Genomic DNA, 11,805 nt, shown 5'->3' with positions numbered 1-11,805 from the left:
CGGAAGCTGGCGGGAGTTTTTGCGTCTTGTTTTGATGCCGCAAAACGGAATAAACCTTCCGTTTCGGCTGAATATCCTAGGCCAAGCAAAGAAGCGCACCCAAAAAAGGCTCACCGTCCATCTGGCGGTGAGCCTTGGTTATTTATTCACGGAACGGATACAGGGCGCAGGCCCCCGTACCGCTCAGAAGACGCCCCGGCATGACAAGCCCCCTGCCGGGACTCAGCGCACCTCCGACGGGATAAGCAGCGCCACGGCGACGTCATTGACGTTGGTGCCGGTGGGGCCGGTGACGATAAGGGCATCGATCGCCTGAAGCGCATGGTAGGCATCGTTGTTCTGCAGGACCTCGAACACGTCCAGCCCTTTCTCCTTCAGGGCAGCAGCGGAAGCACCGTCCACATAACCGCCGGCCGCATCCGTGGGGCCGTCGGTGCCGTCACTGCCCACGGAAAAGACACAGGCGTCCAGCCCGGCAATGCCGGGGGCGGCAGCCAGCGCAAGTTCCTGATTCCGTCCGCCCAGACCCTTGCCGGTCAGGTGGACCACCGTCTCTCCTCCGGCAAGGAAGGCCAGCGGCTTCTTGCTGCCTGCGTAGGTCCGCAGGATACTGGCCAGAAAGCTTCCGGCTTCCCGTGCCTCGCAGCAGAGCTGGTCGGACAGGATCATCGGCTCGTAGCCCAACGCGCGGCATTCGGTCTCTGCGGCGGCGCACAGTTCCCGGACGCTGCCGGTGATCTGTGTGGTCACGTTATCCAGCGTTTTGGGGGTCTCCTGCGTCAGCAGATGCCGGGCTTCCGCCGAAAGTTTCAGCTGATATTTTTCGGCGATGGCCAGCGCCTCGGCACAGGTGGAAGTATCCGGAACGGCCGGGCCGCTGGCGATCATATCCAGCGGGTCGCCCAGAATATCGCTTAGGACGATGCTGAACACCTGAGCCGGGGCACAGAGCTGCGCGAACCGGCCGCCCTTGACGCCGGACAGCCGCTTGCGCAGGGTATTCATTTCCACGATGTCTGCGCCGCAGGCCAGCAGTTGGCCGGTGATGTCCTGCAGCTCCGGGCCGGGCACCAGCGGCAGCTCAAACAGCGCGCTGCCTCCGCCCGACAGCAGGAACAGGACCCGGTCCTCTGCCGTCAGTCCCTGTACCAGTTCCACTGCCTTCCGGGTGGCGGAAAAGCTGTTTTCATCCGGGACGGGATGTCCGGCTTCATAGCACGTCACGCCGGGGATCTCCCCTTTGACGTGACCGTATTTTGTAACGACGACACCGTCATCCACCCGGCCCAGTGCCTTTACGGCGGCATTTGCCATCTGCCATGCAGCTTTTCCGGCAGCCACCAGAAGGGTCCGGCCCGTTCCGGGGCGGAAGCTCTTCAGGGCGCGGAAAACGGCCTCGTCCGGCAGAACGGCCTTCAGGCTTGCAGCGATGATCTGGTCGGCATCTTTTCGCAGGGTTGTATTCATAGCGGCTCCTTTACAGGCCCGGCTCCGGGCCAGACAAACAACAAAAGGCGGCGGACGACCTTTTTCGCCGTACGCCGCCCGGATACAGTCTCAGGATATCAGATCAGCTTCATGTCCACAAGGACCTGACGCAGCTTTTCCTTTTCCTCAGGCTTCAGCTCTTGGATGGGGTCCAGACACTTGCCCACCGGGATGCCCAGAAGGTTCAGGCTCTCCTTGATGACTTCGGGGAAGGTGCCCATATTGGTGGCAATGCGCAGGGGAGCCAGCCGGTACTGTGCTTCCAGAGAACCGGCCAGATCACCGGCCACATACTTGTCGTAGATATCGGCCACCACGCGGGGGGCCACGTTGGCGCAGCTTGCCACAGCGCCGGAGCAGCCATAGGCAAGGGCGGCGTGGATCATGGTATCGCGGCCCATCATGACGTTGAAGTGGTCGCGCTGATCTGCGGTCAGGCGAAGATACTCCTCGCAGTTGGTCATATCGCCGGTGGAATCCTTGACACCGATGATGTTGGGGCAGTCCTTTGCCAGACGTGCCACGGTTGCGGGGGCAATGGTCACGTTGGTCTTGGGCTTATTGTTGTACATGAGCACGGGCATCTTCGTGCTTTCGGCGATGGTCTTGTAGTACTGGTACAGCTCATCCTGCGTCTGGCTGACGAACATGGGGGTCAGCACGCTGACGGCATCATAGCCGCCCACCTGCTCCACCAGATGGATCAGCCGGATGACGCCGCGGGTGGTGATGTGGCTGCAGCCGGCCATCAACTGGATCGGCTTGCCGTAGCAGTTGGTCATTCCCTTCACTGCGTCGCGGACCGTCTCCAGCGCCTTGACGTATTCTTCGTCGCTGACGGCATAGAACTCGCCGGTGGTGCCGAACGGGAACAGGCCGTGCACGCCGTTCTCGACCAGATAGACCGACATTTTGGCAAGGGAATCATAGTTCACCTTTCCTTCCTCGTCGAAGGGGGTGATGATGGGAGGGATGATACCGTAAGGCTTGTACATAATATTCACTCCTGTTTGGTCATATTTTTATCAGCCGACCCCGCGGCTGACGGGTTTCAGAAAAAAGAGGGTCTTATCAGTTTTATTCTACCGGGCATCGGAACGAGTTGCAATGGACATTCAGCCAAAACAACCGGGGCGAATCTGGAAGAAAGATAAAAATTTCAAAAAATGAAATCTTTGGTTTGAAATGTCTGAAACGATTCGTTCGCCGGGTCATTCCGAAAACTTGAACAGATTCAGCCCGACTTCCGGGGAATACTCCCGCTCGACGGTGCCGTCCAGCTGCTGGATGACGAACTCACCGGTCAGGCTGACAACGGCGCGGTTCAGGTGTCCGCCGTGGCACTCGTCCTTCACGGCATTTCCGACCGCCATATGGATGTGGAGGTACGTCTCCCCCTCCTTGGTGGTGATGGTGCCGGAGCAGGATGCGATCTCGTAGTCGCCGGTATAGGTGGTGGACTCGTAAGCAAACTTTTCCCGGTTGAAGACGCCGAGGGTCACCTCGCCGACGGCACCGATGCCGCTGACGCTGCCCAGCCGGATCTTTTCGGCGTTGCACAGGGTGGTGATGGAGGCAAGGATCTCCTCGCCGCGGTCGATGCGCAGAATGTAAGTGGAACCGAATTTGCGATACTCCATAATAAAACCTCCTGTATCAGACGATTTCGAGACGGACCTTCCGCTGCGGCGGAGCAAAGGCCTTGTCCAGCAGGGCAAGCTCTTCGGCGGACAGACGGATCTCTGCGGCGCGGGCGTTCTGCAGCGTGTGCTCGGCACGGCCGGTGCGGGGGATGGGGATCACCCCCGGACGGGCCAGCAGGAAGGCCAGCATGATCTGCGGCACGGTGGCATGGTGCTGCCCGGCAAGGGCCTGCAGGGTAGGGTGACGCATCAGGCCCCGGCGCAGCTGCCCGGCCTGCGCCAGCGGGCAGTAGGCCATGACAGGGATCTGATGCTGCTGCATCAGGGGCAGCAGATCGTACTCGATGCCCCGGCTGCTCACATTATAAAGGACCTGCTCGGCGGCACAGTGCGTGCCGTCCGGCTTAGCGAACAGCTCCTGCATATCGGCCGTGTCCAGATTGGAAACGCCCCATTCCCGGATGCGGCCTTTCGCTTTCAGCTCTTCCATGCATTCGACGGTCTCCCGCAGGGGGATGCTGCCGCGCCAGTGCAGCAGATATAGATCCAGATAATCCGTCTTCATCCGGCGCAGCGAGTCCTCACAACTGGTGAAGATATGCCGCTGCCCCGCATTGAACGGGTACACCTTGCTGACAAGGAAGAGCTTGCTGCGGTCCATTCCCTGAATGGAGAAGCCGACCAGCTCCTCGGCTGCGCCGTCACCGTACATTTCGGCGGTATCGATCAGGTTCATCCCCGCCTCCACACCGGTGCGCAGCGCCTTGTATTCTTCCGGGAACAGACTAGGGTCCTCCCCCAGATACCATGTTCCCTGACCGATGGGGCCGACCGACTGGCCGCTTTGCGTCGTAAAAATCATTGCATCGAACCTCCTGTTCCGGCTGTTGGTCTTATTGTAGCACGAAGCACCCGCGCGGGCAAATTGCCGCGAAGCCTCAGGTGAAAGAATCTGAAACTTGGATTTCAAAAAATTCCGTATTCTTTTTCAAGAAACGAACCTTTTTGCAAAACGCACAAAGCGCAGCACTCGGATTCGGCGTTTTGTTCCTTGTTCCGGGACGGATTTCCCGGTATACTGTACCCAGTCGAATAGAATCCGCAACAGGCCGGATTCTGAAAATATTGATCAACTATCAAATACGGAGGTACTGTTTTATGAAAATCGGTCTGATCGGTCTGGGTATCATGGGCAAGCCCATGGCAAAGAACATTCTGAAGAAGGGTTACCCCGATCTGCTGGTCAGCGACCTCAACAAGGTTGCTGTGGACGAGGTTGTGGCCTGCGGCGCAAAGGCTGCCACCAATCAGGAGATCGGCGAGCAGTGCGATGTCGTGCTGACCATGCTGCCCAACTCCCCCCATGTCAAGAGCGTCATGCTGACTCCTGAGACCGGTGTTGCAAACTTCATGCACAAGGGTCAGGTCTTTATCGATATGAGCTCCATCAACCCCGTTGCTTCCAAGGAGATCTCCTCCGCTCTGGCCGAGAAGGGCGTTGAGATGCTGGACGCTCCCGTTTCCGGCGGCGAGCCCAAGGCCATCGACGGCACCCTGAGCTTCATGGTCGGCGGCAAGCAGGAAGTCTTTGACGCATACAAGCCTCTGCTGGAGACCATGGGCGCATCGGTCGTCCGCTGCGGCGATGTGGGCGCAGGCAACACCACCAAGCTGGCCAACCAGATCATCGTGGCCTGCAACATTCAGGCTCTGGCCGAGGCTCTGACTCTGGCTCACAAGGCCGGTGTGGACCCTGAGCTGGTGTTCCAAGCCATCAAGGGCGGTCTGGCAGGCTCCACCGTCATGAATGCAAAGGCTCCCATGATGATCGAAGGCAACGACAAGCCCGGCTTCAAGATCGACCTGCACATCAAGGATCTGAACAACGCTCTGGACTGCGCACACTCCGTGGGCGCACCCGTCCCCATGACGGCTGAGGTTCAGGAGATCCTGCAGTGGCTGCACAACCACGGCAAGGGTCAGGCCGACCACAGCGCCATCGCACAGTATTACGAGGCTCTGACCGGCATCCAGATCGGCCGTTGATCCCTCTTTTCTTTTGAATGAATTTCTGCTATGATATTTCTGGGATCGGACCGATCCCGGAAAACGGCAGAGTCGCGGTCGGCGGCCCGGTCTTACGGGCCGCCGATCTTTGTTTTCACAGCATCATGATAAGAAGGAGATGCTTTCATGGCAAAGGTTGCAGTTTTGGTTCCGAATCAGGAGATGAGCACCATTGCAAAATCCCTGACCGGTGAATTTCCCTCCATCTCCCTGATGGCGATCGAATCCATCCAGACCGATCAGGCCGTCCGGCGGGCCGGCGAGCTGGAACAGCAGGGGTGCGATCTGATCGTGGCGCGCGGCGTGCAGGCCCGCGCCATCAAGCGGAGCGTCAAGCTGCCGCTGGTGGAGATCAGCGTGTCCCAGCAGGAGCTGGCCAGTGTGGTACTGGAACTCAAGGAGGAGCTGGGGCTTCCCTGCCCCCGCATCGGGCTGATCGGGCTTTCCAATATGTTCAGCGACACTTCCCAGTTCGACCGGCTGTTCGGCATCGATCTGGACCTGTATATGGTGGAGCAGAACGATGAGCTGGCCGCTGCCGCCGTGCGTGCCTTTTCCGACGGATGCAATGCCGTCATCGGCGGCGATATCGTCTGCGAGAATGCTCGGCGGGAAAAACTGCCCTATAAGTTCATTCCTTCCGGCGTGGAAAGCCTGCGCAACGCCCTGACCGTGGCGGCCCGCGTGGCCTACGCCATCGATTTGGAAAAGCGGAACAGCGCCGAGATCAACGCCCTGCTGAACTACACCTTCAGCGGCATCGTGCAGGTGGACCGGGAAGGAATCATCCGCCGGGTGAACCGGATCAGCTACAACCTGCTGGAACACCCCGCTGACACGCTGCTGGGCCGGCCGATCTCCGAGATCCTGCCCAACCTGAACCAGAACGTGCTGGACAACGCTCTGATCGGGGGGCAGGAGGCTTACGCCTTCGTGCTGGACATCAACCACAAGGCGGTGGTGGTCAACATCGCCCCCATTCTGGTGGACAGCCAGATCGAGGGCGCTGTCCTGACGTTTCAGGAAGGCCAGCGCTTGATCGAAATGGACAGCGAGATGCGCCGGGAGCTGTATCAGCGGGGCTTCGTGGCCCGGTACAGCTTCGAGAATATGATCTGTGAGTCCCCGGAGACCCGCAGCATGCTGGATCTGGCCAAGCGGATCAGCAAATTCTCCGCGCCCGTCCTCCTGACCGGCGAGACCGGCAGCGGCAAGAACATCCTTGCCCAGTGCATCCACAACGAAAGCCTTGTGCACAACAACGCCTTCGTGACCATCGACTGCAGCGCATGGCTGCCGGAAACGCTGGACAATATGCTGTTCGGCAACTACACCGTCCGGAAGGACTCCACAGTGGACAGCTACGCCGAAATGGCGCAGGACGGCACCCTTTATCTCAGCCATGTGGAAATGCTGCCGCCGGAGACCCAGTACAAGCTGCTCTGCCTGATCCGGGGCCGCTTCCTCCACAACGGCCCGTCCCGACCGGTGGCGGCCAACGTCCGGGTCATTGCATCCAGCGCCGTGAACCTGATCTCCCGTGTGGAGAAGGGGGAGTTCCGCAGCGACCTCTACTATGCGCTCAGCGTCCTGAGTCTGGAGGTGCTGCCGCTGCGCCGCCGCCGGGCCGATATCCTCGGCTGGACCGAGCTTTATCTGGACGACTGGCAGGAAAAATACAAGCGCTACGTCCACCTGACGCAGGGAGCCAGAGACTACCTGCTGGACTACGAGTGGCCGGGCAACTTGGACCAGTTGTGCAGCGTCTGTGAGCGTCTGGTCCTCCTGACCCGGAAGCGGAACATCGACGAGGTCTTCCTCCGGCAGCAGTTGGAGCAGGTGACGCCCCGGATGCTGCCGGGCACCGAGCAGATCGTCCTCTACAAGGATCAGAAGGCGGTGGAGATCGCCGCCCTGCTCAAAAAATACCACGGCAACCGGCAGAAGATCGCCGACGAGCTGGGGGTCAGCAAGACCACCCTCTGGCGGTATCTGAAGAAGTTCGACATCAAGCCGGAATACAACTGCTGAACCTGAAAACAACAAAATCCGGGAGGATCCTGTGCGAGAGGACCTCCCGGATTTTGTTGTTTGGAGACAATCTGCCGTTCGTTTCAGAAAAGCGATCGCGGGGAAATGGTTACATGATGTGGGGTGCGCCGCCCAGCGTGTAGGCCGTGGGAGAATCCAGCTTGACGCGGCTCCAGACGATCGGCTCGTGCTTTTCGATGAAGTCGTAGTCCAGATCCATGCCCCAGCCCGGCTTGTCGTTGGGGGTGATGAAACCGTCCTTCACCTTCAGCACATCGGTGACCAGCTCGGCGTCCAGCCCCTCTTCCCGCGGCTCGTTCTCAAGGAAGGTGGTGTTGTAGGTGCACATGCAGAAGTGGACGTTGATGCAGTTTGCCAGCGTGCTGAGCGGGTTGTGGGGGCTGAGCTTGCGGAAACTGGGTTCTGCCATGGCGGCGATCTTCCGCATCCCGGTGAAGCCGCCGCAGAGCAGGATGTCCGGCTGCAGCAGATCCACGGCGTGCAGCGCCAGCAGGCGCTCCCACGTATAGGGGTCGAAGATCTGCTCGCCGGTGGCCAGCGGAACGTTCAGGCCCTGCGCCATTTCGGTCCATGCTTCCAGATTGTCCGGGCGGATCGGCTCCTCCACAAAGAAGGGACGGTAGGGTTCGATCAGGTTCGCCACTCGGCGGCCCTCCCGCGGCTCATAGATCTTGCTCTGCATGTCGATGCCGATCTCAAAATCGGGACCAAGGGCGTTCCGCATCCCCTCAAACATCTCCACGAGGCGTGCTTCGGCGGAACCGTTGGGGAAGTAGCCGAGGCCCTTCACGCCGACCTTGCAGGCCTTGTAGCCATACTTCTCGATCTTGGGCTGCAACATTTCCAGCGCGGCCTTGCTGTCCTTGCCCATGGTGTGGCAGTAAACGGGCACGCGGTCCCGCACAGCGCCCACCATCTTGTACACCGGCAGGTTGGCGATCTTTCCGGCAATGTCCCACAGCGCCAGATCGATGGCGCTGGCCGCCGTATAAAGGATGCTGCCGCCGGGAAAGCGAGAGTAGTTCAGGATCCGCTTCTGGATCCGCTCCCGGTCCAGCGGGTCCATGCCGACGACCCACTCGGAGACATACTTGACCATCTCGGCCGTGGCCTTGTCGGCACCGATGCAGAACAGCTCGCCCACGCCGTGGACGCCCTCGTCGGTGTCGATCCGGACAAAGTTGAAATTACGGAACTGGGTGGTATGAACGGAATACGTCGTGACTTCAGTGATCTTCATGTGATGTACCTCTTCTACAGTGTCATACAGGGATTATACCATGGGGAAGCGGAAATTTGCCATAATGATGACGGTGATGCCATACAGGAACCACAGCGGCAGGCAGGCAAGGAAGACGTCCTTGATCTTGTAACCGCCCGCGCCGAAGGCGATGGCGATCGAGGGAGAAGACATGGGGGTCAGCATTGCGCCGGTGGTACCGCAGGAGATGGCAAGGACGACACCGCGGGGATCCACACCACGGCTCACACAGGTGATGATGGCCAGCGGGATCAGGACGTTGTAGGTCGCCGTGTTGCTCATGATCTGGGTCAGGGTCGCGCCGACGACATAGAAGGCGATCATGATGGCCAGCGGCGAGGGGTTGCCGCCCAGTGCCTTGACGATGAACTCTGCCACCAGATCGGCTGCACCGGTCTGCTGCATCGCAGTCGCCAAGCAGAGCAGGCCCGCCAGCATCAGGATGGTTTCAAAGTTGACATACTGTTTGGCTTCCTTCATGTTGATGCAGCCAAGCGCACCGAGGATCAGGTCCGCGATGATGGGGATGATGTACATGGGGAAGGGCAGATAGCTGTTGAAGCAGATGGCGATCATGGTCAGGATGAAGACGATGTAGATGACCTTTTCCGTCTTGGGGTCGATCTTCTTCGCCTTACCGGCGCGGCTCTCGTCGATCTTGGCCGCGTCGATCTTGATGACGGGGAAGTGCTTCCAGCCGATAAAAGCCATGTACAGGAACGCCACCAGAGCGGGAACGAAGACCACGGCGGACTTATCGAACATGGTAAAGCGCTGCTCGGCACCGTTGGCCTCCATCAGGGCGTTGGCCGTGACGAAGTAGGTCAGGCCGGCGCCGACCGGCAGCATCGCCTGAGAAGCGTGGGAGCAGACAGCGCCGGGGTACAGAAGCTGGGAAGGCTGCACGGGGGAGTTCTCGTCCAAGGCTGCGGTCAGGGGCAGCAGCATGGCGATGACGCCCAAGGGGCTGACGAGCTGGGTCAGCAGGATGGAACCCAGCAGGTACAGGAAGACGATGGAACGGCCGCTGGTGCCCTTGCTCATGATCCAGTTGCGGACATGATCGACCAAGGTGGTCTTGCCCAGCGCACCGGCCAGAATGAACATGGCACCGACCATGACAACGTTGGTGCTGGCGAAGTTGGCGTATGCGTCCTTGAAGCTCAGCACACCGGTGGCGCACAGGAACGTGGCACAGAACATGCCGATCCAGCCGAAATTGAACTTGCCGCTCAGGAACATGATCACGACCACAAGCAATGTGACAAGGGTCAGGATCAGATGGATACTCATAACAGATTCACTCCTTTGACATTCATCGGTTTTGGTTATTCTTCTCCGGAGTTTGCTTGGGATTTTCGACTCATTTTTGCATGCAACTGTTGGTAACATTAGTGTATTTTATCTTCCGACTCTTTTCAAGCCGGAAAAAGCGATGTATACTATAAGCAGAAATTATAACAGGAGGAATGCAGCCTTGAACCTCACATCACAGCAGTATATCATCGCGCTGGCGCAGGAGGGTTCCTTTACCGGGGCGGCCCGGCGGCTGGGGGTGTCGCAGCCGGGGCTTTGCGGCTGGCTGGACAATCTGGAAGAGCAGTTGGGCACCCGGCTGGTCCTCCGCAGCCGCAAAGGCATCACCCTGACCCCCGCAGGGCAGATCTATCTGAACGGCTCCCGCCGGATGCTGTCGGTACAGCAGCGCACGGCAGCGGCGCTGGCGAATCTGGGCGGCGGCGAGGTGCCCTGCCTACGGGTGGCGGGAACGCCCGGCGGCGGCGCGCAGATCTTTGCCCGGCTCTTCGGGGCCTTCACCGGCCGGTTCCCGGCGGTGCAGCTTCAGTTCGTGGAGAGCTACAATCAGGAGGCGCTCCGTCTCGTGCAGGAAGGCAACGTGGATTTTGCCCTTTGCAGCCTGCCGGATCCGGACGCCTGCCCGGCAGAGCACATCGTCAAGCGAAGCTCAGAGCTGATCGTCGTGCTGCCGGACCAGTACCCGCTGGGGTACGACGCCTCCGCCCTGACGGCGGGAGCCGAGCTGCCCGGCCTGCCGCTGCGGCGGCTGGACGACCTGCCCTTTATGATGCCGAGCGAGGAGATGTCCTATTACCCGGTGCTGCAACAACTGTTCCAGCACGCGGGCGTCCACCCGAAGGTCATCTTCCAAAGCTCCAACACCAACATCCTGTACCAGATGGTCTGCAACGGATACGGTGCCGCTATCGTCCCGCGGAGATGCTTTTCGCCGCGGGATCCGGTGTCCCCCTTCTCGCTGCGGCCGAGGCTCTATAATTACGCCTGCCTTGTCTTCCGCAGCGGAGCGGAAAAGACCGCCGCGTGGAATTATCTTCTGGAATTGCTTTCGATCTGAGAAAAGGGAGAAATCATGGACGTTCACGCATTGGAATATCTGCTGCTCATCGCCGAGACGGGCAGCCTGTCGGAAGCGGCCGAAAAGGCCCATCTGAGCCAGCCGGCCATGACGCAGTGTCTGGCCAAGCTGGAACGGGAAGCCGGGTGGCCGCTCTTCAACCGGGTAAACCGGAAGCTGGTGCCCACACGGGCCGGGCAGATCTACCTCAAGGGTGCCCGCGAGATGGTGCAGATCAAGGAGGAGACCTATCAGAGCATCGAGCAGCTCCGGCGGCAGCAGGGACAGCTCCGGGTCACCGGGTCGGCGGATATCTGCTACCTGTTGGAGGAAAAACTGCTGCCGAAGCTGTATCTGCAGTTCCCGCAGCTGAAGGTGGAGCGGATGGTCACAACGACCCACACGGCCAAGCAGTATCTGACCAACGGGCTGGCCGACCTCTCCTTCCTCTGTGCCGTCAAGCCTAGCAGCCTGTTGGAATACGTTCCCCTGCTCCACGACACCCTCTGCCTTGCCGTTCCGGAGAGTATGATCAGCGCGGAGATCCGTGCCGGAGGTCTGGCGGCCTGCGGCTGTCTGCCCTTTGTCCTGCCGGACGAGCAGCAGTTCGGGCGGGAACTGGTGGACCGCCTGTTCCGGCGGGAGCACCTGTACCCCATTTCCCTATACACCGCCGCCGGTTGGAAGGACCTTGTCCGGCTGGCAGACGAGGGCTACGGCGCAGCGATCCTGCCCGAACGGAGCGCCGCCCGGCTGGAACATTGCGAAGTCCTCCCGCTGGAAAATGCCCCTTCGTTCGATTTTGTCTGCGCGGTTCCGCGCTATGCTGAGCCTTCCCCCGCCTGCATGGCCCTGATCGAGCTGGCCCGGAAGCACTTTGCAACCCATGGATGAAACAATGATTTCACTTTCTGAAAGCA

10 protein-coding genes are annotated in these 11,805 nt (G+C 60.0%); 4 read left to right on the top strand and 6 right to left on the bottom strand.

Annotated features, from left to right (window positions below; translation table 11 throughout):
- Positions 1–222: 222 nt before the first annotated feature.
- The 4 genes from I5P96_RS12965 to I5P96_RS12950 all read right to left on the bottom strand — a co-directional run bounded on the left by I5P96_RS12965 (position 223) and on the right by I5P96_RS12950 (position 3,993).
- Complete coding sequence (locus tag I5P96_RS12965) at positions 223–1,467, bottom strand: glycerate kinase (protein WP_223382505.1); 1,245 nt, start codon at positions 1,465–1,467, stop codon at positions 223–225.
- A 98-nt stretch (positions 1,468–1,565) separates the two neighbouring features.
- A complete protein-coding gene (locus I5P96_RS12960; RefSeq protein WP_118552278.1) occupies positions 1,566–2,483 on the bottom strand; it encodes a dihydrodipicolinate synthase family protein in 918 nt (305 codons plus the stop codon).
- Between the two features lie 216 nt (positions 2,484–2,699).
- The gene (locus tag I5P96_RS12955) at positions 2,700–3,128 is read right to left on the bottom strand and encodes a PPC domain-containing DNA-binding protein (RefSeq protein WP_118552280.1); all 429 of its coding nucleotides are present in this window, start codon (positions 3,126–3,128) and stop codon (positions 2,700–2,702) included.
- A 16-nt stretch (positions 3,129–3,144) separates the two neighbouring features.
- The gene (locus tag I5P96_RS12950) at positions 3,145–3,993 is read right to left on the bottom strand and encodes an aldo/keto reductase (protein ID WP_223382504.1); all 849 of its coding nucleotides are present in this window, start codon (positions 3,991–3,993) and stop codon (positions 3,145–3,147) included.
- A 296-nt stretch (positions 3,994–4,289) separates the two neighbouring features.
- Here I5P96_RS12950 and garR point away from each other — a divergent pair, with 296 nt between their 5' ends.
- Both garR and I5P96_RS12940 read left to right on the top strand, forming a co-directional pair.
- Positions 4,290–5,177: a 2-hydroxy-3-oxopropionate reductase gene (garR, locus tag I5P96_RS12945; RefSeq protein WP_223382503.1), complete on the top strand. Its 888-nt coding sequence runs from the start codon at positions 4,290–4,292 to the stop codon at positions 5,175–5,177.
- Positions 5,178–5,324: 147 nt separating this feature from the next.
- A complete protein-coding gene (locus I5P96_RS12940) occupies positions 5,325–7,229 on the top strand; it encodes a sigma 54-interacting transcriptional regulator (RefSeq protein ID WP_118552286.1) in 1,905 nt (634 codons plus the stop codon).
- A 109-nt stretch (positions 7,230–7,338) separates the two neighbouring features.
- On the opposite strand, the gene I5P96_RS12935 is transcribed toward I5P96_RS12940, so the two are convergent.
- Entirely contained in the window at positions 7,339–8,490 is a 1,152-nt protein-coding gene (locus I5P96_RS12935) for a mandelate racemase/muconate lactonizing enzyme family protein (RefSeq protein WP_118552288.1), read from the bottom strand.
- Between the two features lie 33 nt (positions 8,491–8,523).
- Positions 8,524–9,804 carry an SLC13 family permease gene (locus I5P96_RS12930; RefSeq protein ID WP_158577511.1) on the bottom strand — a complete coding sequence of 427 codons (1,281 nt, stop codon included), beginning with the start codon at positions 9,802–9,804 and terminating at the stop codon, positions 8,524–8,526.
- Positions 9,805–9,988: 184 nt separating this feature from the next.
- On the opposite strand from I5P96_RS12930, the gene I5P96_RS12925 reads away from it, so the two are divergent.
- Positions 9,989–10,885, top strand: coding sequence for a LysR family transcriptional regulator (locus I5P96_RS12925; RefSeq protein ID WP_223382502.1), 897 nt, complete (start codon positions 9,989–9,991; stop codon positions 10,883–10,885).
- 15 nt (positions 10,886–10,900) lie between these two features.
- Positions 10,901–11,779: a LysR family transcriptional regulator gene (locus I5P96_RS12920; protein WP_223382501.1), complete on the top strand. Its 879-nt coding sequence runs from the start codon at positions 10,901–10,903 to the stop codon at positions 11,777–11,779.
- The last annotated feature ends 26 nt before the right edge of the window (positions 11,780–11,805 follow it).

Origin of the sequence: Faecalibacterium prausnitzii, assembly GCF_019967995.1 — a bacterium.
In the GTDB taxonomy this organism is placed as follows: domain Bacteria; phylum Bacillota; class Clostridia; order Oscillospirales; family Ruminococcaceae; genus Faecalibacterium; species Faecalibacterium prausnitzii_E.
This window is presented reverse-complemented; position numbering and strand designations above follow the sequence as displayed.

Coding starts and splice junctions, on each gene's coding strand:
- I5P96_RS12965 (WP_223382505.1), bottom strand. CDS start 1,467: ATGAATACAACCCTGCGAAAAGATGCCGACCAGATCATCGCTGCAAGC.
- I5P96_RS12960 (WP_118552278.1), bottom strand. CDS start 2,483: ATGTACAAGCCTTACGGTATCATCCCTCCCATCATCACCCCCTTCGAC.
- I5P96_RS12955 (WP_118552280.1), bottom strand. CDS start 3,128: ATGGAGTATCGCAAATTCGGTTCCACTTACATTCTGCGCATCGACCGC.
- I5P96_RS12950 (WP_223382504.1), bottom strand. CDS start 3,993: ATGATTTTTACGACGCAAAGCGGCCAGTCGGTCGGCCCCATCGGTCAG.
- garR (WP_223382503.1), top strand. CDS start 4,290: ATGAAAATCGGTCTGATCGGTCTGGGTATCATGGGCAAGCCCATGGCA.
- I5P96_RS12940 (WP_118552286.1), top strand. CDS start 5,325: ATGGCAAAGGTTGCAGTTTTGGTTCCGAATCAGGAGATGAGCACCATT.
- I5P96_RS12935 (WP_118552288.1), bottom strand. CDS start 8,490: ATGAAGATCACTGAAGTCACGACGTATTCCGTTCATACCACCCAGTTC.
- I5P96_RS12930 (WP_158577511.1), bottom strand. CDS start 9,804: ATGAGTATCCATCTGATCCTGACCCTTGTCACATTGCTTGTGGTCGTG.
- I5P96_RS12920 (WP_223382501.1), top strand. CDS start 10,901: ATGGACGTTCACGCATTGGAATATCTGCTGCTCATCGCCGAGACGGGC.